Annotated in this window: 22 protein-coding genes; 16 read left to right on the top strand and 6 right to left on the bottom strand. The window is 59.1% G+C overall.

Annotation, left to right across the window (positions count from 1 at the left end):
- Positions 1 to 45 precede the first annotated feature (45 nt).
- Together FB593_RS18350 and FB593_RS18345 are read right to left on the bottom strand one after the other, a co-directional pair.
- Positions 46 to 1,068: an LLM class flavin-dependent oxidoreductase gene (locus tag FB593_RS18350; protein ID WP_004431948.1), complete on the bottom strand. Its 1,023-nt coding sequence runs from the start codon at positions 1,066 to 1,068 to the stop codon at positions 46 to 48.
- A gap of 134 nt (positions 1,069 to 1,202) precedes the next feature.
- The gene (locus FB593_RS18345) at positions 1,203 to 2,132 is read right to left on the bottom strand and encodes a LysR family transcriptional regulator (RefSeq protein WP_004431950.1); all 930 of its coding nucleotides are present in this window, start codon (positions 2,130 to 2,132) and stop codon (positions 1,203 to 1,205) included.
- Between the two features lie 220 nt (positions 2,133 to 2,352).
- On the opposite strand from FB593_RS18345, the gene FB593_RS18340 reads away from it, so the two are divergent.
- From FB593_RS18340 to FB593_RS18280, 13 genes are all read left to right on the top strand, one after another.
- The gene (locus tag FB593_RS18340; RefSeq protein WP_004431951.1) at positions 2,353 to 3,561 is read left to right on the top strand and encodes an ABC transporter substrate-binding protein; all 1,209 of its coding nucleotides are present in this window, start codon (positions 2,353 to 2,355) and stop codon (positions 3,559 to 3,561) included.
- A 14-nt stretch (positions 3,562 to 3,575) separates the two neighbouring features.
- Complete coding sequence (locus FB593_RS18335; protein WP_025595206.1) at positions 3,576 to 4,361, top strand: ABC transporter ATP-binding protein; 786 nt, start codon at positions 3,576 to 3,578, stop codon at positions 4,359 to 4,361.
- Position 4,362: 1 nt separating this feature from the next.
- Positions 4,363 to 5,064: an ABC transporter ATP-binding protein gene (locus FB593_RS18330; RefSeq protein WP_004431956.1), complete on the top strand. Its 702-nt coding sequence runs from the start codon at positions 4,363 to 4,365 to the stop codon at positions 5,062 to 5,064.
- A 2-nt stretch (positions 5,065 to 5,066) separates the two neighbouring features.
- Complete coding sequence (locus FB593_RS18325) at positions 5,067 to 5,954, top strand: branched-chain amino acid ABC transporter permease (protein ID WP_004431959.1); 888 nt, start codon at positions 5,067 to 5,069, stop codon at positions 5,952 to 5,954.
- Position 5,955: 1 nt separating this feature from the next.
- Positions 5,956 to 6,963, top strand: coding sequence for a branched-chain amino acid ABC transporter permease (locus FB593_RS18320; RefSeq protein ID WP_004431962.1), 1,008 nt, complete (start codon positions 5,956 to 5,958; stop codon positions 6,961 to 6,963).
- A gap of 73 nt (positions 6,964 to 7,036) precedes the next feature.
- Positions 7,037 to 8,632: a GMC family oxidoreductase gene (locus FB593_RS18315; RefSeq protein ID WP_004431964.1), complete on the top strand. Its 1,596-nt coding sequence runs from the start codon at positions 7,037 to 7,039 to the stop codon at positions 8,630 to 8,632.
- Positions 8,633 to 8,645: 13 nt separating this feature from the next.
- Positions 8,646 to 9,530, top strand: a complete 885-nt coding sequence (mmsB, locus tag FB593_RS18310) for a 3-hydroxyisobutyrate dehydrogenase (protein WP_111802025.1) — start codon at positions 8,646 to 8,648, stop codon at positions 9,528 to 9,530.
- Entirely contained in the window at positions 9,527 to 11,482 is a 1,956-nt protein-coding gene (locus FB593_RS18305) for an acetoacetate--CoA ligase (protein ID WP_111802024.1), read from the top strand. Before mmsB ends, FB593_RS18305 begins: the two co-directional genes overlap by 4 nt.
- Before the next feature lie 4 nt (positions 11,483 to 11,486).
- The gene (locus FB593_RS18300; RefSeq protein ID WP_111802071.1) at positions 11,487 to 12,272 is read left to right on the top strand and encodes a 3-hydroxybutyrate dehydrogenase; all 786 of its coding nucleotides are present in this window, start codon (positions 11,487 to 11,489) and stop codon (positions 12,270 to 12,272) included.
- Between the two features lie 117 nt (positions 12,273 to 12,389).
- Positions 12,390 to 13,433: a helix-turn-helix domain-containing protein gene (locus tag FB593_RS18295; protein WP_111802070.1), complete on the top strand. Its 1,044-nt coding sequence runs from the start codon at positions 12,390 to 12,392 to the stop codon at positions 13,431 to 13,433.
- 152 nt (positions 13,434 to 13,585) lie between these two features.
- The gene (locus FB593_RS18290; protein ID WP_233283685.1) at positions 13,586 to 13,873 is read left to right on the top strand and encodes a hypothetical protein; all 288 of its coding nucleotides are present in this window, start codon (positions 13,586 to 13,588) and stop codon (positions 13,871 to 13,873) included.
- Between the two features lie 71 nt (positions 13,874 to 13,944).
- Positions 13,945 to 14,175, top strand: coding sequence for a hypothetical protein (locus FB593_RS18285; protein WP_004431981.1), 231 nt, complete (start codon positions 13,945 to 13,947; stop codon positions 14,173 to 14,175).
- A 104-nt stretch (positions 14,176 to 14,279) separates the two neighbouring features.
- Positions 14,280 to 16,616 carry a glucose/quinate/shikimate family membrane-bound PQQ-dependent dehydrogenase gene (locus FB593_RS18280; protein WP_111802023.1) on the top strand — a complete coding sequence of 779 codons (2,337 nt, stop codon included), beginning with the start codon at positions 14,280 to 14,282 and terminating at the stop codon, positions 16,614 to 16,616.
- Positions 16,617 to 16,695: 79 nt separating this feature from the next.
- On the opposite strand, the gene FB593_RS18275 is transcribed toward FB593_RS18280, so the two are convergent.
- From FB593_RS18275 to FB593_RS18260, 4 genes are all read right to left on the bottom strand, one after another.
- Positions 16,696 to 17,196 carry a ferritin-like domain-containing protein gene (locus FB593_RS18275; protein ID WP_004431986.1) on the bottom strand — a complete coding sequence of 167 codons (501 nt, stop codon included), beginning with the start codon at positions 17,194 to 17,196 and terminating at the stop codon, positions 16,696 to 16,698.
- 150 nt (positions 17,197 to 17,346) lie between these two features.
- Positions 17,347 to 18,573 (bottom strand): NAD(P)/FAD-dependent oxidoreductase, encoded by a 1,227-nt coding sequence (locus FB593_RS18270; RefSeq protein ID WP_004431988.1) that lies wholly within the window; start codon positions 18,571 to 18,573, stop codon positions 17,347 to 17,349.
- Between the two features lie 146 nt (positions 18,574 to 18,719).
- The gene (locus tag FB593_RS18265) at positions 18,720 to 19,280 is read right to left on the bottom strand and encodes a type 1 glutamine amidotransferase domain-containing protein (protein ID WP_004431989.1); all 561 of its coding nucleotides are present in this window, start codon (positions 19,278 to 19,280) and stop codon (positions 18,720 to 18,722) included.
- A 17-nt stretch (positions 19,281 to 19,297) separates the two neighbouring features.
- Positions 19,298 to 19,525, bottom strand: a complete 228-nt coding sequence (locus FB593_RS18260) for a hypothetical protein (RefSeq protein WP_004431991.1) — start codon at positions 19,523 to 19,525, stop codon at positions 19,298 to 19,300.
- A 44-nt stretch (positions 19,526 to 19,569) separates the two neighbouring features.
- Between FB593_RS18260 and FB593_RS18255 the strand changes: the two genes are divergently transcribed.
- Genes FB593_RS18255 through FB593_RS18245 form a run of 3 tightly spaced genes read left to right on the top strand, consistent with a single transcriptional unit; the run spans position 19,570 to position 22,518 of the window.
- Complete coding sequence (locus FB593_RS18255) at positions 19,570 to 19,833, top strand: hypothetical protein (protein WP_075807788.1); 264 nt, start codon at positions 19,570 to 19,572, stop codon at positions 19,831 to 19,833.
- The gene (locus FB593_RS18250; protein ID WP_004432005.1) at positions 19,814 to 20,644 is read left to right on the top strand and encodes an N-formylglutamate amidohydrolase; all 831 of its coding nucleotides are present in this window, start codon (positions 19,814 to 19,816) and stop codon (positions 20,642 to 20,644) included. Before FB593_RS18255 ends, FB593_RS18250 begins: the two co-directional genes overlap by 20 nt.
- Positions 20,641 to 22,518, top strand: coding sequence for a flavohemoglobin expression-modulating QEGLA motif protein (locus FB593_RS18245; protein WP_111802021.1), 1,878 nt, complete (start codon positions 20,641 to 20,643; stop codon positions 22,516 to 22,518). The genes FB593_RS18250 and FB593_RS18245 overlap by 4 nt, the downstream gene beginning before the upstream one ends.
- Positions 22,519 to 22,525 lie beyond the last annotated feature (7 nt).

The following is a 22,525-nucleotide window of genomic DNA, read 5'->3' as shown; positions in this document are numbered from 1 at the left end:
CTAATCCGGGGTGACGGTGTGGGCTTGATGCAGGTTTTGCCAGACTTAGCGCCAGCCGAGTGCAGGAGCCACCTGTTTGAGGATCGTCTCGATAACATGGGCGTTGTAGTCGACGCCCAGCTGGTTCGGCACGGTCAGCAACAGTGTGTCGGCCTCGGCGATAGCTTCGTCGGCTTTTAGCTGCTCGATCAATGCTTCCGGTTCGGCGGCGTAGCTGCGCCCGAAGATCGCGCGCGTCTTGTCGTCGATGTAACCGATCTTGTCGTCACCCTCGCTGCCGTAACCGAAATAGGATCGGTCGCGATCGCTGACGAGAGCGAAGATGCTGCGGCTGACAGACACGCGAGGCTCGCGGGCGTGTCCAGCCTCTTTCCATGCGGCGCGGTAAGCACGGATCTGTTCGGCCTGCTGCACATGGAAGGGTTCGCCGGTCTCATCCGTTTTCAGGGTGGAGCTTTGAAGGTTCATGCCAAGCTTTGCCGCCCAAACCGCCGTCGCATTGGAGCTGGAACCCCACCAGATGCGCTCGCGCAACCCTTCGGAGTGCGGCTCCAGCCGCAGCAGGCCGGGCGGGTTGGGAAACATCGGCCGAGGGTTCGGCTCGGCGAAACCTTCGCCCTTCAGAAGCTCGAGGAAGACTTCGGTGTGCTGGCGCGCCATGTCCTCCTCGGTCTGGCCCTCGGCAGGGCGGTAGCCGAAATAGCGCCAGCCGTCGATCACCTGTTCGGGAGAACCGCGACTGATGCCGAGTTGCAGGCGTCCGCCGGCGATGAGATCGGCTGAACTCGCATCCTCCACCATGTAAAAGGGGTTCTCATAACGCATGTCGATGACGCCGGTGCCGATCTCGATACTTTTCGTTCTTGCGCCAACGGCGGCAAGCAGCGGAAAAGGTGATCCCAACTGGCGGGCGAAGTGGTGGACACGGAAATAAGCGCCGTCGGCGCCGAGTTCTTCCGCAGCAACGGCCAGGTCTATCGATTGCAGCAGGGTGTCTGCAGCAGAGCGGGTCTGCGACTGGGGCGAGGGCGTCCAGTGTCCGAAGGATAGAAATCCGATCTTTTTCATGATGACCTTCCAAATGTTTAGGATGCAGCTGACTTGAGCCGGCATCGTTGTTGTCAGTCATATAGGCTGCAGTGCGGATTCTCCAATCCGCCACGCGTAGACACGGTGTCGCCGAAATGTGAACGACGGTTGTTTCAGGCGATCGTCTTGCGGTCGAGGATGAAGAGATTTTGGTGGGCGCGCGCCGTCGTGAGAATGAAATCCATCAGCGAGCGCACGCGCGGCACATTGGCAAGGTCCTGATGGCTTGTCAGCCAGTAACCCCGCCGCAGTTCCACTTCACCTGCCAGCACCATCTGCAGGTCCGGAAAGCGTGCGGCGATGAAGTTGGGCAATATGCAAAGGCCACGTCCGCTCAGCGTTGCAGTCAACTGCGCAAAAATGCTTGATGACTGGAAGTTGGGTCGGAGGCCGGGCATCACGTCGCGCATGTAATCGAGGCCCGGCGAGAAGATCAGATCCTGCACGTAACCGATAAAGAAATGATCGGGCAAATCTTCGCGCCGCGTGATTTTCGGGTGGCTGGCAAGATAGGAACGCGATGCGTAGATATGCAGCGTGTAATCGACGATCTGTTCGTTGATGTAGGGGCCTGCTTTCGGCGGATCGAGTGTGACCGCCACATCCGCTTCTTTCTTCGACAATGCCATGATCTGCTGGATCGTAACCATCTCCACCATGATGTGCGGATGGGTGACGGCGAAGTCTTTCAGCCTTTCCACGAAGAAAAAGTTGGAAAAACCTTCAGGCGCACTGAGCCTGACCACGCCGCGCAGCAGGCTGCCGCTTTCGGAAATATCCGATTGCAATCTTTCCGCTTCCGCCTCGATGCGCTCGACGGTATCGACCAGGCGCCGCCCGACCGTCGTCAGTTCGTAACCACGTGGATTTCGCTCGAACAGCTTGGTTTTAAGCGAGAATTCCAGCCGGTCGATGTGGCGGGAGACGGTGGCGTGGCTGGTGCGCAGGCTACGCGCTGCCGATGAAAGTTGTCCGGTGCGGGCCACCGCCAGAAAATATTGCAGGTCGTCCCAGGTAAAAGGCGTGGCCAATTCGGTCTCCATTGCGAGGTCTGTTCAAAAATGAACAGTTCCTGTTCGCAATTTGATGATGCCCCGCTCTTGTGTCAACGGCCGAATTCGAGAAGTCTACATAGGGAGGCGCTGCTTTGAGGAGGGTGGCGCGACCGTTGTGATGCAACACCGTGGGACGATCGCCATGCGCCTTCGTTCACCGTTGCACAGACCTATCTGAGGCTCGCAATCATCTCTGGGAGGAGAAGTCATGCGCAAGAGTATCGTTTTATCCACGGCCATGGCACTGGCGGCAGGCACCGCCGCTTACGCTGCCGAGATTTCGGACGCCAAGGTCAAGATCGGCATCTTGAACGACCAGTCGGGCGTCTACGCCAATTTTGGCGGCAAATACTCTTATGAGGCCGCGAAGATGGCGGTCGAGGATTTTGGCGGCAAGGTGCTGGGCGCGCCGGTGGAAGTGGTAACGGCTGACCACCAGAACAAGGCGGATGTCGCCTCCAACATCGCCCGGCAGTGGTACGACACCGAACAGGTCGATTCGATCATGGAACTGACCTCTTCCTCGGTCGGCCTTGCCGTGCAGGCTCTCTCGAAGGACAAAAAGAAGATCACCATCAACACGGGCGCTGCGACCACGGAACTGACGGGCAAGCAGTGCAGCCCCTATGGTTTCCACTGGGCCTACGACACCTATTCGCTGGCAGTCGGCACCGGCGGTGCGCTGGTGAAACAGGGCGGCGACAGCTGGTTCTTTCTGACTGCGGATTACGCCTTCGGTTATTCGCTGGAAGAAAACACGTCCAACTTCGTCAAGGCCAATGGCGGCAAGGTGCTGGGTTCCGTGCGCCATCCGCTGGCCTCTACGGATTATTCCTCCTTCCTGTTGCAGGCGCAGTCATCAGGCGCGAAGGTCATCGGCCTTGCCAATGCCGGTCTCGACACCTCCAACGCCATCAAGCAGGCCGCTGAATTCGGTATCGTTGCGGGCGGGCAGCGGCTGGCGGCCCTTCTCTTTACGCTTGCCGAAGTGCACGGCCTCGGTCTCGAAGCGGCTCAGGGCCTGACGCTGACGGAAGGGTTCTATTGGGACCGCGACGATGAATCGCGCAAATTCGGCGAACGGTTCAAGGAACGCACCGGCGCCATGCCGAACATGGTCCACGCTGGTACCTATTCCGCCGTGCTGCATTACCTGAAGGCCATCGATAAGGCCGGCACCGACGATGCTGACGCCGTGGCAAAGGCCATGAAGGAAATGCCTGTCAACGACGTCTTCTCGAAGGATGGCCATGTGGCCGCCAATGGCCGCATGATCCACGACATGTATCTGATGGAAGTGAAGAAGCCGGATGAGAGCAAGCAGCCGTGGGACTACTACAAGGTGCTTGCCACGATCCCCGGCAAGGAAGCCTTCATGGACCCCGCAAAAAGCGGTTGCCCGCTGGTAACGCAGTAAAAAGGGGGAACTTCATGATGATCGCTCCCGCCCCTGCCGGTCAGGCGGAACCCCGCGTCGTGCTTTCGGCGCGCGGTCTCTCCAAGACCTTCGGCGCATTCGCGGCCGTGAAAAACGTCGATCTCGACGTCCATCATGCCCGCGTGCATGCACTTATTGGTCCGAACGGCGCCGGCAAAACCACGGTCTTCAACCTGTTGACCAAGTTTCTCCAGCCGACAGGCGGGGCGATCACCTTCATGGGAACGGATATAACAAAGACGCCGCCGGACAAGGTGGCGCGGCTCGGTCTCGTCAGGTCTTTCCAGATATCGGCGGTGTTTCCGCATCTGACGGTTCTTGAGAACGTTCGGGTGGCGTTGCAGCGGCCGAATAACCTTTCAACGCAATTCTGGCTGCCGCTCTCTTCACTCGACAGGCTCAATGCACGTGCCGAGGAGTTGATCGCAACGGTTGGCCTGACACGGGAAAAAAATGCACTTGCGGCCGATCTTTCCTACGGTCGCAAGCGCGTTCTTGAAATCGCCACGACGCTTGCGCTCGACCCGAAGGTATTGCTTCTCGATGAGCCGATGGCGGGCATGGGGGGCGAGGATGTCGCGCATGTCGCCGATCTCATCCGCGAAGTGGCCAAAACGCGCGCGGTGCTGATGGTCGAACACAATCTGAAGGTCGTGGCGGATATCTGCCATCAGGTCACGGTGCTGCAGCGGGGCGAAATTCTGGCGGAAGGCGATTACGCCACCGTATCCGCCGATCCGCGCGTGCGTACGGCCTATATGGGCACGGAGGAGGCGTGATATGGCGGCAATGCTCGAAGTCTCCAACCTGAAATCCTGGTACGGCGAAAGCCAGGCGCTGCACGGTGTCGATCTGACCGTCGGCGAAGGCGAAACCATCACCATTCTCGGGCGCAATGGGGTTGGCAAGACCACGACGCTGCGCACCATCATGGGCATCATCCGCAACCGCAAGGGCGTGATCAAGCTCGGCGGCAAGGATCTGATGCCGGTGCCGTTGCATCGCACGGCGAAATACGGCCTCGGTTTCGTGCCGGAAGAGCGCGGCATCTTCGCGACACTGAGCGTCGAGGAAAATCTGAAACTGCCGCCCGTCGTCGCATCCGGCGGCATGACGCTCGATGAAATCTACGAGCTGTTTCCCAATCTTTACGAACGCCGGGCGAGCCCCGGCACCAAGCTTTCCGGCGGCGAACAGCAGATGCTGGCCATGGCGCGCATCCTGCGCACAGGGGTCAAGGTTCTCCTGCTAGATGAGCCGACCGAAGGGCTTGCGCCTGTAATCGTGCAGCGCATCGGTGAGGTGCTGAAGACCTTGAAAAGTCGTGGCATGACAGTGGTTCTGGTCGAGCAGAATTTCCGCTTCGCCAGCCGCATCGCAGATCGTTTCTACCTGATGGATCATGGCCAGATGGTCAGCAATTTTCCGGTGGGCGAGCTTTCCGGCCGCATGGGCGAACTCAATAAAGTGCTGGGGGTTTAACGATGACCATGCTCTTCGGCGTTCCGCTTCAGGCCCTGCTCGGGCAATTGCTGATCGGCCTCATCAACGGGTCGTTTTATGCGCTCCTGTCGCTCGGCCTTGCCGTCATTTTCGGCCTCCTGCGCGTCATCAATTTCGCCCATGGCGCCCAATATATGCTTGGCGCTTTCGTCGCCTTTCTCGGCCTGCAATATTTCGGCATCAGCTTCTGGTGGGCACTGGTGGTGACGCCGCTTGTCGTTGCACTTTTCGGCGCGATCATCGAGCGCCTGCTACTGTCGCGGCTTTACGATCTCGATCCGCTGTATGGGCTGCTCTTCACCTTCGGCCTGGCGCTGGTGGTGGAAGGCACGTTCCGCTGGCTGTATGGTGCGGCGGGTCAACCTTATTCGGTTCCGCGCGAGCTTGCCGGCGGCACCAATCTCGGCTTCATGTTCCTGCCGAACTACCGCGCTTTCGTTGTCGTCATCTCGCTTGTCGCCTGCATCGCCACCTGGGCGTTGATCGAAAAAACGCGGCTCGGCTCCTATCTGCGGGCGGCGACGGAAAATCCGACACTGGTGCAGGCCTTCGGTATCAACGTGCCTGTGCTCCTGACGCTGACCTACGCGCTGGGTGCGGGCCTTGCCGGCTTCACCGGCGTGCTGGCCGCGCCGATCTATCAGGTCTCACCGCTGATGGGCACCAACCTCATCATCGTCGTCTTCGCCGTCGTCGTGGTCGGCGGCATGGGGTCGATCATGGGCGCCATCGTCACCGGCTACATGCTGGGTATCGCTGAAGGCCTGACCAAGGTGTTCTACCCGGAAGCGTCCAACATCGTCATCTTCGTCATCATGGCCTTTGTGCTGCTCATCCGCCCCGCCGGACTTTTCGGAAAGGACGCCTGATATGTCCAAAGCCACTCACAACCCGACAGCCGGCGCGATGCCGCAGGCCGAGGTTTCCGCAACCGCTGGAACCATCAAGACCGTGATGATACTGGCAGGATTGGCCGTGCTGATCGCTGCACCGATGTTCGTTTATCCGATCTTTCTGATGAAGCTGCTTTGCTTCGCGCTGTTTGCCTGCGCCTTCAATCTGCTGATCGGTTACACCGGGCTGCTTTCCTTCGGCCATGCGGCATTTTTCGGCGGCGCTGCCTATTTCACCGCCTATTCGGTGAAGGAATGGGGCGTCACGCCCGAGATCGGCCTCCTCATCGGCATGGCGGGTGCCGCCCTTCTTGGCCTCGTCATCGGCTTTTTCGCCATTCGCCGGCAGGGCATCTATTTCGCCATGATCACGCTTGCCTTGTCGCAGATGTTTTATTTTTTCTGCCTTCAAGCACCCTTCACCCATGGTGAGGACGGATTGCAGGGCGTACCGCGTGGACACCTCTTCGGCCTTCTCGATCTCAACGCGCCGCTGAACATTTACTACACGGTGCTGGCCGCCTTCGTGCTGGCACTTCTCGTCATCTGGCGTTTCGTCAACTCGCCCTTCGGCATGATCCTGAAATCCATCCGCGAAAACGAGCAGCGCGCCATTTCTCTTGGATACAGCGTGCAGCGTTACAAGCTTGGTGCTTTCGTCATGTCGGCGGCGCTTGCCGGTCTTGCGGGCGGCCTGAAGGCGCTGGTGTTCCAGTTCGCAACCTTGACCGATGTGGCCTGGCAGATGTCGGGCGAGGTTATCCTGATGACCCTGCTCGGCGGCATTGGCACCATGATCGGCCCGATCTTCGGTGCGGGGCTTGTCGTCGCGCTGCAGAACTATCTCGCGACATCCGATTTCCCGGTCACCATCATCACCGGCCTCGTTTTCATGGCCTGCGTTCTGGTGTTCCGGCGCGGTCTGATCGGTGAATTTTACGCTTCGCGGCTCGGGCGAAAACTGGGTTTTCAGCACCGGGGATAAGAATTTTTTGAAACAGGGGGAAGGCTCCTCCGCGTCCGGGGCGACGCGGCAAGGGCGCCCCATGGAGAATAGCATGGCGGAATTTGACTATATCGTCATCGGAGCGGGAAGTGCGGGATGCGTTCTCGCCAACCGCCTCTCGAAAGACCCGAACAATCGCGTCCTGCTGCTGGAAGCGGGTGGCAACGATAATTATCATTGGATCCATATTCCGGTCGGTTATCTCTATTGCATCAACAATCCGCGCACCGACTGGTGTTTCAAGACGGCGGAAGAACCTGGGCTTAACGGAAGGTCGTTGATCTATCCTCGCGGCAAGGTTCTCGGCGGCTGCTCCTCCATCAACGGCATGATCTATATGCGCGGTCAGGCCCGCGACTACGATGTCTGGCGTCAACTCGGCTGCGAGGGTTGGGGATGGGATGATATCCTGCCCTATTTCCTGAAGTCGGAGGATTTTTATCGCGGCAAGGGCGACATGCATTCCACCGGCGGCGAATGGCGGGTGGAGAAGGCGCGCGTGCGCTGGGATGTGCTTGATGCCTTTCAGCAGGCGGCGGGTGAGGCCGGCATTCCTGCGACCGAAGATTTCAACCGGGGCGACAATGAAGGCGCCGGTTATTTCGATGTGAACCAGCGGTCGGGCTGGCGCTGGAACACGGCCAAGGCCTTTTTGAAACCGGCGCTTGGCCGCCGGAATTTGACAGTCATGACCAAGGCCCATGTCAAGCGTCTCATCGTCGAAGAGGGCCTGGTCACAGGCGTCGAGTTTCACCACGACGGCGTCTTGAAAAAGATGCGTGCACGGCGCGAAACGGTGCTTTCGGCAGGTGCAGTCGGTTCACCACACATTCTGGAGCTTTCCGGCGTTGGCCGCGGCGACGTGTTGCAGGCCGCCGGTATCGACACAGTGACGGAAGTTCAAGGTGTGGGCGAGAACCTGCAGGATCATCTGCAATTGCGCATGGTCTATAAGGTTTCAGGCGTCCTGACGCTGAATGAGAGGGCCTCCACGCTGTTCGGAAAGGCAAGGATCGGCCTCGAATATGCTTTGACCCGCTCCGGGCCGATGTCGATGGCGCCGAGCCAGCTTGGTGTCTTCACCCGTTCCTCTCCGGAAAAGGAGACGGCGGATCTGGAATATCATGTCCAGCCGGTGTCACTCGACAAGTTTGGTGATCCGGTTCACACTTTTCCGGCCATTACGGCAAGTGTCTGCAATCTGCGGCCCGAAAGCCGAGGCTCAGTGCATGTGAAAGGACCGGATTTCGCCATGCAGCCGGAAATCCGACCGAATTATCTGTCGACGGAAGGCGACCGCCGGGTAGCCATCGATTCCATGCGGCTGACGCGCCGCATCGTCAACCAGCCCGCCTTTTCGCGGTTCAAACCGCAGGAATACCGGCCCGGCCCCACTTTTGAGAATGACGACGATCTGGCCCGCGCTGCGGGCGATATCGGCACGACCATATTCCACCCCGTCGGCACCCTGCGCATGGGCTCCGATGCCGAAAGTGTTGTCGATACGCGGCTGAAATTCCGCAAGCTTGCAGGGCTGCGTGTGGCGGACGCCTCCATCATGCCGAGGATCACGTCCGGAAATACCAATTCGCCAACGATCATGATTGCCGAAAAGGCTGCCGACATGATCCTTGCGGATAATCGCTAAGAGGAGCGTTCCCATGAAGACCGTCGCTTTTATCGGACTTGGCCATATGGGCCTGCCGATGGCCGCCAATCTCGTCAAGGCCGGTTATGCCGTCAGGGGTTTCGACCTTTCCGAGGCATGCCGCGCGGCGGCGAGGGAGGCCGGAATTCCCGTCGCTTTTGATTCTCTCGAAGCCATTGATGCGGCAGAAGTGATCGTAACCATGCTGCCGAAGGGGGAACATGTTGTTTCGGTATATGGCGATCTGGTGCAGAAAATAGCTGCCGGAACGCTTCTCATCGATTGCTCGACGGTGGATATGGACAGTGCCCTGAAGGCACACGAGCTTGCCGCTTCCGCCCGTTGCCCCTCCGTCGACGCGCCTGTATCTGGCGGTACGGGCGGTGCCAGTGCCGGCACCTTGACCTTCATGTGTGGCGGAGAGGCCGAGGCTTTCTCGGCGGCCAAGCCGGTGCTGGAAGCCATGGGCAAGAAGATCGTCCATTGCGGCAAGGGCGGCAACGGCCAGGCGGCCAAGATCTGTAACAACATGATCCTCGGCATTTCCATGATTGCGGTTTCCGAGGCCTTCGTGCTGGGCGAAAAACTCGGCCTTTCGCATCAGGCGCTGTTCGATGTCGCCTCCACCTCATCGGGTCAATGCTGGTCGCTCACCACCTATTGCCCGGTGCCGGGACCAGTGCCGACATCACCTGCGAACAATGATTATCAACCGGGTTTCGCTGCGGCGCTGATGCTGAAGGATTTGCTACTCTCGCAGGCGGCCGCGAATGGAGCCGGCGTTGCCACTCCACTCGGCGCCGCAGCATCGACGCTTTATGAGAACTTCGTGGGTGAGGGCGGTGGCGCGCGTGATTTCTCCGCAATCGTCGAAATGCTACGCGGAGGCGAGGCATGATGGACGCCACGCCGTCGGATATTCTGTGGGTACCGCCAATGGAAAGGCTGGAGCACTCGGCGCTTTTTGCCTTTGCCAAAAGGACCGCATCGCTGCATGGGCTTTCGGCTGATGATTATTCCGGCCTGCTGCGCTGGTCCATTGAGGCACCGGATGCCTTTTACAATGCCCTGTGGGACGAGCTGGGGATCATCGGCACGCGCGGCGAAAGGGCCTTCAAGCCTGGCGCGACCATGCGGGAAGCCGAGTTTTATCCCGGCGCGAGGCTCAATTATGCCGAAAACCTGCTGCGCGATGCCGATGAACGGTTGGCGATCATCGCCCATCGCGATGATGGCACGCGGCGTAAAATCAGCCGCAGGCAGCTTTATGCGGATGTCTCCCGCATGGTGCAGGCGCTTGTCCACGCAGGCGTGAAGGAAGGCGATCGTATCGGCGCTATCGTCACCCACGATATCGAGGCGGTCGTCGGTTATCTGGCAACGAGCGCCATCGGAGCCATCTGGTCGTCCTGTTCACCGGATTTCGGCCCGGCGGGAGCGTCCGACCGGCTCTCGCAGATCGATCCGAAAATCCTCATCGCCGTGCCGGAATACGGTTATGCCGGCAAGCGGATCGATGTCGGACCGACCATCCGCGCGGTGGTGGAAAGCGCTGCCCCTCAAAAGATCGTGCTGATTGGTGACGTTGTTCCCGTCAGCCTTTCCGATCTCGGCTGCGTGACGTTGAATGATTTCGTTTCGCCCTTTGAGCCGGGTGAAATCGCGTTCAACCGGCTGCCGGTCAAGGCGCCGCTGGCGATCCTTTATTCCTCCGGCACCACCGGCAAGCCGAAATGCATCACCCATTCCGGCGGTGGCCTGCTTCTTCAGCATATGAAGGAGCAGAAGCTGCAATGCGATATCAGGCAAGGCGAACGTTTCTTCTATTTCACCACCTGCGGCTGGATGATGTGGAACTGGCAGGTGTCCGGCCTGGCGCTTGGCGCCACCCTCGTCACCTATGACGGCAACCCCGGTTATCCGTCGCCCGCGCGGCTGATCGATCTCATTGACGCCGAACGGATCGCGACCTTCGGAACATCGGCCAAATTTATCGACGCATGCCTGAAGGCAGGGTTGAAACCGCGCGAAACCCATGACCTTTCATCCCTTCGGACAATCCTTTCCACCGGCTCGCCGCTCATCCCGCAATCCTTCGATTATATCTATCGCGACTGGAAGGCCGATCTGCATCTCGCCTCCATTTCCGGCGGCACGGATATATGCGCCTGTTTCCTTGGCGGCAATCCGCTGCAACCTGTTCACCGTGGGGAGCTGCAGGGCGCGATGCTCGGTATGGATGTCGATACCCTGGACGATGAAGGCCATCCCGTTCGCGGCGTGGCTGGTGAGCTCGTCTGCCGCAATGCCCATCTTTCCATGCCGGTCAAATTCTGGGGCGATGAGGACGGTTCTCGTTATCAGGCTGCCTATTTCGATCGCTTCCCAGGCATCTGGGCGCATGGCGATTTTGCCGAAATGCGTGCCACCGGCGGATATGTCATCCACGGGCGCTCGGATACGACGCTCAATCCCGGTGGGGTTCGCATCGGTACGGCGGAAATCTACCGTCAGGTGGAAGCAGTGCCGGAGGTCGAGGAAGCGATTGCCGTGGGTCAGGACATTGACGGTGACCAGCGGGTTATCCTCTTCGTGCGCCTTAAAGAGGGTGCAGCGCTGACGGAGGAACTCGAAAAGACCATCCGTACGCGCATCCGCTCGGGTGCTACGCCACGGCATGTTCCGGCAAGGATCATTGCCGTCACGGCCATTCCCCGTACCCGCTCGGGCAAGATTTCCGAAATCGCAGTTCGCGACACCATTCATGGCAGGCCAGTGAAAAACACCGACGCGCTCGCCAATCCCGAAGCGCTCGAGCTTTTCCGCAACCTGCCGCAACTGAAGGATTAGGATGATGGAGGATCAACCGAAAACCGTTCTGGTCACCGGCTCCACCAGCGGCATTGGCCTTGCCATCGCCAAACGTTTTGCCGAGGCGGGATTTCTCGTCGCCGTCCACGGCATAGAAACCGTGGAGGCGGCGACGCAGGCACTGGAGGCGGTTACGAAGGTAGCGCGGCACCGGCCGGTCTATTTTTCTGCCAACCTCGCCAATTATGACGAGAGTGCACATCTGCCGGAAACCGTCATTGCCGAATTCGGTCACATCGACGTGCTCGTCAACAATGCGGGTATCCAGAAGGTCGCGCCGATCGACGAATTCGATTTCGCCGATTTCTCCCATATTGTCGCGATCTCCCTCGACAGTGCTTTTCATACGATCCGTGCAGCCCTGCCGGGCATGAAGGAAAGGGGTTGGGGGCGCATCGTCAATATTGCTTCCGCGCACGGGTTGCGCGCCTCACCCTTCAAGGGTCCCTATGTGGCGACGAAACACGCCGTGGTGGGCCTGACGAAAAGCGTGGCGCTGGAAGTGGCCGAACTTGGCATTACCTGCAACGCCATCTGCCCCGGTTACGTCTGGACGCCACTCGTCGCGGCGCAGGTTGCCGATCAGGCGCGCCTGCATGGCATGGGCGAGGATGAGGTGGTGAAGAAGGTGATGCTTGCGCCGCAGCCGACTCGACGTTTCGTGCAGCCGGAGGAAGTGGCGGAGATGGCGCTTTACCTCACCGGCGATATGGCGCGCTCCATCACCGGCACCACCATTTCCATCGATGGCGGCTGGACCGCTAAATAATTTTCGCGCATCCGGTTCAAGCGAACGATCTGCCATCCTTCCGGTATTGTGAGGCGATTTCAATACTGTATAGTTTTGCGTGCGGCGGGGTCAGCGCCGTGTTCACGGAACAGCGGTATTATGCACACAGGGTTTTCGGAAGCTCCGTTAGCGCGTTCGCGTTTCGATACACGCCATGTGCCGAAGCGCGACGCCATGGCGCTGTGGCGGGATTCGATCAACGTGCTTTTTGATACCCGCCTGCGCAGATCGCAGGATGACGGGTTTTTTGCCAGTGTCGATGCCGCCTTCATCGGCAATGTCGCGCTTGGCCGCACCCAGTCCTCGGCGCAGGATTTCGACCGCTCGCGCCACAAGATTGCCCGGGACGGGATGGACGGCTTTCTCCTGCAATTTTACGCCAGCGGTCAAAGCATGTCGCGGCGCGGAGCGGGCGAGACTGCCGGCCCGGGCGATCTCTACATCATTGACATGGCGCAGCCGCTGGCCACAGCCACAACCGATCACGATCATCTGAGCCTTGTCGTGCCGCGCCGGCTGCTGGAAGGCAGGCTCATCGGTTCCGGCAATAATCACGAGCGCGTGCTGCCGGCCGGTTTGCCCCTGGTATCTCTGCTGCGGGAAACGATGACCAGCGTTTACCGCCACTTTGACGTCATGAACGCCAATGACGGCGCGGCCACGGTCTCGCCATTGCTGGAGCTTGCCGCGGCTGCCATCAATAATCATGTCCGGGAAGACAATGCGCAGGGTGTTCAGCGGGCGCTGCGAGCATCCATCAGGCGCTATATCGACAATCACCTGCTCGATCCGGCCTTGTCGGTGGAAAAGGTCATGGGCGAGTTCGGCGTATCGCGACGCACCGTCTACCGGCTTTTCGAACCGCTGGGCGGGTTTTCGGCCTGTATCACCCATAGGCGCCTCGAACGGGCAATGGATTTCCTGCGGGCGCCGCAGTCGGCCCATATGACGATAGCCGAGGTGGCGGCGTCCTATGGCTTCACCAACCCGGAAAATTTCAGCCGCGTTTTCAAGAAGGCCTTCGGCCTGTCGCCGCGTCAGATGCGGCATTTCGCATCCGAAAACCGCGATACCATACCGGATATTATCAAACCGGATAGCGCAGAGTGGACACGCTGGATCGTGCAGCTCGGTCGCTGACGCGATTGTTTCGAAGCCGATCTGACACTGTATGACGGAATGTTGGCACAATCCGACCATTCGTTCCGCTTGTACCTCCGCAGGGATGCGCTTGCGCGGCGGGCGTGCCACAGTGCGGACGTTGTTTTTAATAGATATTTCGCCTGACAAACATGATGATACGAATTCTCAATTTTCTGGAGATGCTGCCCGTATGGCGGGTGCGTCGCCGCGACACGACAAGATATCTCGAAGCCGCCGGCGACCAATGCGACTTTGAAACGGCGGGACCACCGCTGTGGCTGTCGATTTCTGAAAACCCGCCGGAAATCCAGTGCGAAACCGAAGACGTCAATCGCCGGCCACCATTCTCGTGGCTTGGGATTGGGCAAAGTTTCAGTGCGGTCGATGAGTTCGACGGTGCCGGTTGCGATAGACTTGCGGTCGCAGAGTACGGCTAAGCTGATTTTGCTGTCTGGAACAAACTGTGTCCCTGTGAATTAAATCATCAGGGTTACAGGGAGTGAGAGACATGGCCAGAGAAAATACCAGCTATCTTGGCGGTCGGCATGATCCGAAAAATGAAACGGCAACGCGGGCGCGGCAAGGGGTAAAAGGACGTCCAGTTCTTGTCATTCTGGTTGTCAGTCTGCTCCTCGCACTGGTGGTCTGGACGGTCGTCGAATATGCGGTTTTCGAACCCGACGAGAACCGGCCGCAAAACGCTCAGACGGAGACTGCGCCGGCGCCACAAAACCCATAACCATCATGCCGTGAAATTTTTCACGGTGAATGTTGAGTTTGTATGGAACCAGATTGCCCCCAATTCCATTTCACGCAAAGTGACAGGAATCGGGGGTTTCATTCATGGCAGTCACCGTTACTGCGGTTATTCTATCGCTGATCGGCCTTGCGCTGTTCGGTTTCGGCTCTCAGCTCGTCATGTTGGGCGGGAGCTTCTATTACGTCCTTTCCGGTATGGCTTTCCTGTTGACAGCCATTCTGCTGTTCAAGCGTAACCGGGCAGCCCTCCACGTCTATGCCGTCTTCATTGTCGCGACACTCGCCTGGGCACTCTGGGAAGTAGGTTTCGACTGGTGGCAGCTTGGGCCGCGGGGTGGCATCGTCATTCTTATCGGCCTGTGGTTACTGGTGCCCTGGGTCAGGAAGCCTCTCGGTTTTTCAAGCCCGACAGGGCTGAATTACGGCCCGAATGCCTGGCCACTCGCGCTCTCGGTTCTCGCCTCCATTGTGGTGGCGGGATATTCGATGGCGCAGGATCCGCATGACCAGGCAGGTTCCTTGCCTGAGGAGAAGGTGGCGTCAGCTCCGATCTATGGCGGCGACGTGCCGGATGGCGATTGGCATCAATACGGCCGCACGCCTTATGGCCAGCGCTATTCGCCGCTGACGCAGGTCAATGTCGATAATGTTTCGCAGCTGAAGGAAGCGTGGCGGTACCAGACCGGCGACGTGAAGCTACCGGATGATGTGGGTGAAACCACCTATCAGGTAACGCCTCTCAAGATCGGCAATACGCTTTATATCTGCACGCCGCACAATTGGGCGATCGCCATCGATGCCGCCACCGGCAAGGAAAAATGGAAATACGACCCCAATGTCGGTCTTAACCCGGACCGCCAGCATCAGACGTGCCGCGGTGTTTCCTATTATGCCGAACCCAATGCCGCACAGGGCACCGCCTGCGCCCAGCGCGTTTACCTGCCGACCTCGGATGCGCGGCTGATTGCGCTTGATGCAGCGACCGGTCAGATCTGCACATCCTTTGCGGATCAGGGCGTGCTGCATCTGGAACAGGGCATGAAATACAATCCTGCCGGTTATTATTATTCGACCTCGCCGCCCGTGATCGCGGCGGGCAAGATCATCATCGGCGGTGCGGTGAACGATAACTACTCCACGCAGGAACAGTCCGGCGTCATCCGTGCGTTCGATGTGAACAGCGGCGCACTCATCTGGAACTGGGATTCCGGCAATCCGGAAAAGACCGAGCCGATTGCCGCAGGCGAAACCTACACTACCAACTCGCCGAACAGCTGGTCCGTGTTGAGCTACGACGAGGGGCTTGGCCTCGTTTACGTACCCCTCGGCAATCAGGTGCCGGACCAGCTCGGTATGGGTCGCAGCGAGAATGTGGAGAAATATTCCTCCTCCATCGTGGCGCTCGATATCAATACCGGCAAGGATCGCTGGGTGCGCCAGACGGTTCATCACGACCTCTGGGATATGGATGTGCCGGCCCAGCCGGTGCTGCTCGACATCACCAAGAACGGTCAAAGCGTTCCTGCACTCGTCGGCCCTACAAAGCAGGGCGATATCTACGTTCTGGACCGGCGCACCGGTGAGCCGCTTCTGCCGATTACGGAAGAACCGGCACCGGGCGGTACAATCCCTGAGGACTTCAGCTCCCCGACTCAGCCAACCACCGCGCTGTCGTTCAAGCCGGAGCCGCTGAAGGAAAAGGACATGTGGGGCGTCTCCATGTTCGATCAGCTCGCCTGCCGCATCCGCTTCCATCAGCTGAACTATCAGGGCCGCTATACGCCGCCCTCGCTGAACGGCTCCATCATCTATCCCGGCAATTTTGGCACGTTCAACTGGGGCAGCGTCGCGGTCGATCCCGAACGTCAGGTCATGTTCGGCATGCCGACATACCTTGCCTTTACCTCGCAGCTCGTGCCGCGCGCCGACATCCCGCCGAAGGGCCAGGACGAGAAGGGCAGTGAGCAGGGGCTGAACCGCAATGACGGTGCGCCCTATGGCGTCTTCATGGGACCGTTCCTCGGTCCGCTGAAAATCCCCTGCCAGGCACCGCCGTGGGGTTATGTCGCGGGTGCCGACCTGCGCACCGGCGATATCGCCTACAAGCACAAGAACGGCACGGTCCATGACATGACGCCGCTGCCGTTGCCCTTCAAGGTGGGCGTACCGGGCATTGGCGGGCCGATGATCACCAAGGGTGGTGTGGCCTTCCTAGGTGCTGCCGTCGACAACTATCTGCGCGCCTACAACCTCACCACCGGCAAACAGCTCTGGGAAGCACGTCTGCCGGCTGGCGGGCAGGCAACGCCCATGACCTATGCGCTGGATGGCGGCAAGCAATATGTTGTGATGGTTGCGGGTGGTCACGGCTCGGTTGGAACCAAGCCGGGCGACTATGTGATCGCCTATACCCTGCCGTAAAACGAGGCGGATTCAATCAAACAAAAAAACCGGAATGGGTGACCATTCCGGTTTTTGCTTGTGCAGTTGGAAAAGGCGATCAGGCCGCCTTTTTTTGTGCTGCGGCATTGATCGATGTCTTGGCAAGCGCGCTCAGCGCATCGTCCGTTTTGGACTCTTCCTTCAGCGTCGCATCCAGCAGGGTAACGGCATTGGCGTGACCAAGCTTTTCGGCCCATGCCTTCAGGGTGCCATAACGGGCGATTTCGTAATGTTCGACCGCCTGAGCCGAGGAAATGAGACCGGCATCGAGAGCTGCTGTGCCCTTGAAATCGTCCATGATCTCTTCACCCTCGGCAATGATGCCCTGGATGGCCTCGCAGGTCTTACCCTGCGCCCGCTTTCCGATGATCTCGAACACTTCCTGCAGGCGTTCGATCTGGCCCTGCGTTTCTTCCTTGTGCTTTTCGAAGGCCTGTTTCAGCTTCGGGTCTGTCGCTGCCCGCGCCATTTTCGGCAGAGCTTTCAGGATCTGCCTTTCGGCGTAATAGATATCCTTCAGCGTATCGTAAAACAGGTCGTCGAGTTTTTTCTCGGCCATTGGTTCTTCTCCCATGGTGTGAAAGTGCGTGATGTACGCCATTGCGCACTGGAGACAAACCTTTCGGAGCCCCTATGGTTCCGGCTCTGTTGCGCGCAACGTTTTATATTCCAGCAGACGCTCCGCCGCATACGGGATGACGAGGGGGCATCAGTCGAAACGGAAGAGATCGGCGTCGGGGTCCTTGCCACCATTAACGGCGGCGGCGACTATTTCGGCGGCGATCTGGCTGAAGGTGATGCCGTTGCCGCCAAAGCCCATGACGGCATAAACGTTCTTCATGCCGGGAACCGCGCCGATCAGCGGCAGGCCCGTGGTGGTCGTGCCGAAGCCGGCCGCCCAGCGATATTCGGGTTCGCCGATGTCGACGCCAAGAAGCTTTTCGATCTTGCGTTTGATTGCATCCGCCTTGGAGGCAAGCTTGCTCTCAGACAGGTAGGATGTGGAGTTCTCTTCATCCTCACCACCGGCAATAAGGCGCCCGTCCCGGTCGGTGCGCAGGTAGAGATAGGGATCTGAAGCCTCCCAGAGGATGTGGCTATTCAGCCAGTCCGGCAGATCGATACCCTTCGCACTCGCCAGCGCCCAGGTGGAGATGATCTGGTGTTTCGGGCTTTCGAGCGATTTCAGGAATTCGTATCCGGTGCAGAAAACGATATTGCGCGCGGAAATGATTTCGCCCTGTGCTGTGGCGACGACCACCTCGTCACCGAGATTTCGAAGATCGGTGATTTCAAGTTGTGAAACGATCTCAGCGCCGGCGCCCGCTGTGTGGCGCAACAGGCCTGCCGTCAGCTGCGCCGGATTGGCGGAAGCGGAGATATCGCTGAGGATCGCCCCTGTCCGCTCAATCGCATAGTCGTTTTTAAGTTCTGCGGTGTCGAGAAAGCGGGCCTCGATCCCGGCCTCTTCGCGCGCTGCCGCTTCGGCCTTCAATGCACGCAAACCCATCTCGTCTCCGGCAAGATAAAGCGCCTGTTTGCGCGCCATGCTGCAGGAAATGCCAAGCGAAGAAACGATTTCCTCCAGCCGCAGCACGGCGCGCGCGGAGCGCTGCCACGCCCGATCAGCAGCATCCTTGCCGATCATCTTTCTGAGCTCGATCAGGGGTGTGTCGATCTCGTGCTGTATCATCGCAGTGCTGGCGACACTGCTGCCCATCACCGGATCACGCCGGTCGACGATCAGCATGGATTGCCCCGGTCTCTGCAACGCATGGGCGGCAAGCGCGCCGCTGATGCCGGCGCCGACGACGATCGTATCGTAATGGTCGGAACTCGGGGTGTTTCTGGTGCGGAGGCCTATGCGTGGCGTGTCGGCCCAAAGGGGTTTCGATTCCCTGAGGTCGCGTTCCTTCGTCAGTTCCGATGTGGGCATGGAGTTTTCCTGAAAGGTGCAGGGCATTTACGGTGGAAACGCCTGGCGGGTTACGTCTGGAAAATGCGAACAAACAAAGACAGAGAGCGCATCCGGCCATTTTGGATAGGCCGGATGCGCTCTGGTTTTTTTCCGCTTTACGGCCCTTAGGCAGCGCGGCGCTCGTGGTTGCCTTCTTCGACCTCCTCGATGATTTTGGCGACGAAGGCGTCCAGATCATCGGGGCTGCGAGACGTGATGATGCCCTTATCGGTCACAACCTTTTCGTCCTTCCAGTTGGCGCCGGCATTTTTCAGGTCGGTTTTGATCGACCAATAGGAGGTCGCGTCACGACCGCGCAGGGCATCTGCTTCAACCAGAAGCCAAGGGGCATGGCAGATGGCAGCCACGACCTTGCCGGATTTGACGAAATCTCGCACCACGCGCATTGCATCCTCGTCATGACGCAATACGTCCGGATTGATCTGGCCGCCGGGCAGGACGAGTGCATTGAAATCATTGGCGCTGACGTTCTTCGCGGACATATCGACGGCGATGCTGTCGCCCCAGTTCTTTTCGTCCCAGCTCTTGATCTCACCATCCTTGATCGAGGCGATCTTGACGTCCGCGCCCTTGGCCTTCAGCTGATCATATGGCACGCGCAGTTCCGAACGCTCATAGCCGTCCGTTGCGAGAATGACGATTTTTGCAGTGTTGATGGCAGTCATGTCTGTTTCCTTCCTGTTTATCTGTTTTCGTCTTTGTCCGAATTCACGGAGGGCAGAAAAAACTCCACATCCTCACGGCGCTCCGGATCGAGCTTTTCGATATTCGTTTGCCAGAAGGTCTCGGCTTCTGCCGGTTCGTCTTCCCATTGGCGCACGAAGGTCTTGTTGTCGTCGATCATGACCTGACGGGTGCCGCCGAGCCGCAGATATTCTTCTGCAAGTTTACGCGTTTCGGTCTTTTCCATGTCGCGGTTCCTTGTGCGTGGAAAGCGGGGACGGAGGGCGCCGGATGGGTAAGAAGCTCGGCTGCCATTTCGTTGGCCACCGGGAGAAAACGGAAAAATCCCGATGTTCTTCAGCGCCATCGTGTCCGTTTGACACGGCGGCCCTCCTGCCAGAACAACGTGAGCTTTCCGGTATGGTTCCGCATTTTTTCAGGCGGATTCTTGCCAAGGACAAATGTATCGCGCGCAATTTTTATCGGAACAAACCGGCAAGTCGTGCTGTTTTAGCCCAGATGCAGGGGAGGCAGCATGACAGCCAGACACAGTGACGGCGAGTGCCGCGGCAACGACGAAAACAAGGGTTTCTGGTCGATCGACTTCGGCAATTCACCGATCATCGGCACGGCCATTCATGATGGTCATCTCATTCGCCCGGACATAGCCTCGCTGATGGCTCTTTCCGCCGACCAGCGGCTGAGAGAGGAAGACCCTTTTACCGGCGAGATGATCGCGGGAATGACAAACCGCATTGTCGTTCACCATTCGCGTTTCGAAATCGATCTCAACCGGTTCGCCGATCAGGCAGTTTATCTGAAGCCGGAACAATCCTGGGGGCTGGAGGTCTGGAAACAGGAGCCGCCGGAAGAGGCCACCCGGCAATCGCTCGATTTTCATGCCGACTATTACGCAATGCTCGAAGCAGTTCTTTCAACCGTCGAGCGGCGGCATGGTGCTTTTGTCGTGCTGGACATACACAGCTACAATCATCGCCGGCAGGGCGCTACAGCGCCGCAAACGCCCCAGGCGGAAGCGCCTGATATCAATATCGGCACATTTTCCATGGATCGCAGCCGCTGGAGTGACGTCGTCAGTGCGGTGGGCCATCATTTTGCGACGGCCACCATCGGCGGACGCCGCCTTGATGTACGCGAGAACGTCGCCTTTCAGGGCAAGGGTGAGCAGACCCGGTTTATTCACGAGCGTTTTGCGCAGAACGGCTGCGCCATCGCAGTGGAGTTCAAGAAATTCTTCATGGACGAGTGGACCGGTAAGCCGGATAAGCGCGTCGTTTCCGATATTCGCGACGCTATCACCGCACTTCAGCCGGTTCTCGAAGAATGCCTGAGGGCGCGGCGATGAACGTCTCCTCGGCGCGTGGTGAACCGTTACAGGTTATCGAGCTGGTAGACGATGTCGTCGCCTGCCTTGAGGCCGGCAAAGCCGTCCGTCGTGATGTCGGAAAGAACGGCCGGCTGCATATCGACCGGCCGCTGCCGTTTCTTTGCCTGCATCTGACTGGTGGCACGAAGGACCTTGCGGCCCGCGATATCGCCTCTGCGCATGCATCTTATCTGATCGCATCGAGCATTCAGGAGGCTGCACCCCTGATTGCAGCCGTCGGCACGGCCATGCGCGAACGTTTCGGCGCCTTCATGGTTCTCGATATCGGCGAACTGGAACACGACATTCTGCTCGCTGACGATTCACCTTTCCTGCCGCATTATGAGGTTTCCGTCTCGGCAACATCTGAGCCGGAAACGCAAAGTGCACGCCGTGTTTTCATTAAGGCGGTTTGTGATGCCGAAGTGCGTTTCCGCACGCCCCGCATAACCCGGCCCGAACCGGATGCCGATCCGATCCTCAGATTTCAAAATGCCGGGCTTGATTTTCCCTGCATCAGCGTGCGTTTCGCGCCGATCTACCGACAGCCTGAATCCGGCGCCGATTATCCCGGCCTGCGCGAGACGATGATTGCGGATATTTTCGATGCCGGCCTTCAGGCCTTCTCGTCATTCGCTGCCGGTAAAGATGCACTCAAGGTTACCAGCCATCGCGCGCTCGGCCGCAAGGCCTTCGTTGATGCCGTCAGACGTGCCGATCGTTCAATAGACGACATCGTCTCGTCCTTTGATTTTCTTCTGTCCGTGACGCCGATCAATGCCCGCCGGGCCTTCGAGGAATTTCGCGATGGCAGCTTCCAATATGCGCCGCGCCTGCTTTACCGGCCGCTCGGCGTTGACGTCGAGGAGCAGAAACGCAAGCTCTATTCCGTCGTTTTCGATCATCTGGAAGACCCGGTGCTTTATCATCTCTACCGGGAGAAACAGCAGGAGATCGATCTGCAACTGACCATGCTCGCCAATCTGCATCGCCGTACTTTCACCGATTTCTCCCGCGCCCTTTACGGTGCCGTCGAACCCACGCTTCTGACGCTGGCGCTCAAGGTGCTTGCCGATTGCCCACGCAAGGATGAGAGCGGCGAAATCGCCATGGTCGATTGTTATGCGGTCGCCAAAAAATCGCGCGAGATGATCGAGACCTATCTGGCGGAGGAGCCGGAATTCAAGGCGCGTGTCGAGATCAGGGATGACCTGCCGCCTGGCCTGATGGTGACGGGCGAGAAGCTCCTGATTTCTCGCCACACCGTCATGGAACAGCGCCGGGTCGAGGCGCTGCTGTCGCATGAGATCGGCGTGCATCTCCTCACCTATTTCAACGGTTCGTTTCAGGGCCTCCGGCTCTTCCGCACCGGCCTTTCCGGTTACGAGGGCGTGCAGGAAGGGCTGGCAGTGCTGGCGGAACATCTGGCCGGCGGCATGACGCGCGAGCGCCTGCGGCTGATCGCCGGCCGTGTCGTCGGCTGCGCCGCCATGCTGGACGGCGCGACTTTTGTTGAGACGTTCCGGACTATGACCCGCGATCATGGTTTCGACGAGGCTGGCGCCTTCAACATGGTTTTGCGCATCTATCGTGGCGGCGGTCTTTCCAAGGACGCGATCTATCTGCGTGGGCTTGCGGAGGTGCTGGAGCATCTGCGCAAGGGTGGCGCGCTCGATCCGTTCTGGATGGGCAAGATTGCCGCTGCCCATTTCCCGGTGATGCAGGAGCTTGCCTTGCGCGGCCTCTTGCGTCCGCCGGGCGTACGTCCCGCTTTTCTGCTGCCGGCCAAGGCCAATGAGCGGCTGGAAAAGATACGGGCCGGATTATCCATCGCCGAACTGGCGACATTGTAATATTACA

It is taken from the genome of Rhizobium sp. SJZ105 (genome assembly GCF_007828365.1).
Classification (GTDB): domain Bacteria; phylum Pseudomonadota; class Alphaproteobacteria; order Rhizobiales; family Rhizobiaceae; genus Agrobacterium; species Agrobacterium tumefaciens.
This window is presented reverse-complemented; position numbering and strand designations above follow the sequence as displayed.

Bases quoted from the DNA above. Each gene is read 5' to 3' on its own strand.
- FB593_RS18350 (WP_004431948.1), bottom strand. From the start codon at position 1,068: ATGAAAAAGATCGGATTTCTATCCTTCGGACACTGGACGCCCTCGCCC.
- FB593_RS18345 (WP_004431950.1), bottom strand. From the start codon at position 2,132: ATGGAGACCGAATTGGCCACGCCTTTTACCTGGGACGACCTGCAATAT.
- FB593_RS18340 (WP_004431951.1), top strand. From the start codon at position 2,353: ATGCGCAAGAGTATCGTTTTATCCACGGCCATGGCACTGGCGGCAGGC.
- FB593_RS18335 (WP_025595206.1), top strand. From the start codon at position 3,576: ATGATGATCGCTCCCGCCCCTGCCGGTCAGGCGGAACCCCGCGTCGTG.
- FB593_RS18330 (WP_004431956.1), top strand. From the start codon at position 4,363: ATGGCGGCAATGCTCGAAGTCTCCAACCTGAAATCCTGGTACGGCGAA.
- FB593_RS18325 (WP_004431959.1), top strand. From the start codon at position 5,067: ATGACCATGCTCTTCGGCGTTCCGCTTCAGGCCCTGCTCGGGCAATTG.
- FB593_RS18320 (WP_004431962.1), top strand. From the start codon at position 5,956: ATGTCCAAAGCCACTCACAACCCGACAGCCGGCGCGATGCCGCAGGCC.
- FB593_RS18315 (WP_004431964.1), top strand. From the start codon at position 7,037: ATGGCGGAATTTGACTATATCGTCATCGGAGCGGGAAGTGCGGGATGC.
- mmsB (WP_111802025.1), top strand. From the start codon at position 8,646: ATGAAGACCGTCGCTTTTATCGGACTTGGCCATATGGGCCTGCCGATG.
- FB593_RS18305 (WP_111802024.1), top strand. From the start codon at position 9,527: ATGATGGACGCCACGCCGTCGGATATTCTGTGGGTACCGCCAATGGAA.
- FB593_RS18300 (WP_111802071.1), top strand. From the start codon at position 11,487: ATGGAGGATCAACCGAAAACCGTTCTGGTCACCGGCTCCACCAGCGGC.
- FB593_RS18290 (WP_233283685.1), top strand. From the start codon at position 13,586: ATGATGATACGAATTCTCAATTTTCTGGAGATGCTGCCCGTATGGCGG.
- FB593_RS18285 (WP_004431981.1), top strand. From the start codon at position 13,945: ATGGCCAGAGAAAATACCAGCTATCTTGGCGGTCGGCATGATCCGAAA.
- FB593_RS18280 (WP_111802023.1), top strand. From the start codon at position 14,280: ATGGCAGTCACCGTTACTGCGGTTATTCTATCGCTGATCGGCCTTGCG.
- FB593_RS18275 (WP_004431986.1), bottom strand. From the start codon at position 17,196: ATGGCCGAGAAAAAACTCGACGACCTGTTTTACGATACGCTGAAGGAT.
- FB593_RS18270 (WP_004431988.1), bottom strand. From the start codon at position 18,573: ATGCCCACATCGGAACTGACGAAGGAACGCGACCTCAGGGAATCGAAA.
- FB593_RS18265 (WP_004431989.1), bottom strand. From the start codon at position 19,280: ATGACTGCCATCAACACTGCAAAAATCGTCATTCTCGCAACGGACGGC.
- FB593_RS18260 (WP_004431991.1), bottom strand. From the start codon at position 19,525: ATGGAAAAGACCGAAACGCGTAAACTTGCAGAAGAATATCTGCGGCTC.
- FB593_RS18255 (WP_075807788.1), top strand. From the start codon at position 19,570: ATGGGTAAGAAGCTCGGCTGCCATTTCGTTGGCCACCGGGAGAAAACG.
- FB593_RS18250 (WP_004432005.1), top strand. From the start codon at position 19,814: ATGACAGCCAGACACAGTGACGGCGAGTGCCGCGGCAACGACGAAAAC.
- FB593_RS18245 (WP_111802021.1), top strand. From the start codon at position 20,641: ATGAACGTCTCCTCGGCGCGTGGTGAACCGTTACAGGTTATCGAGCTG.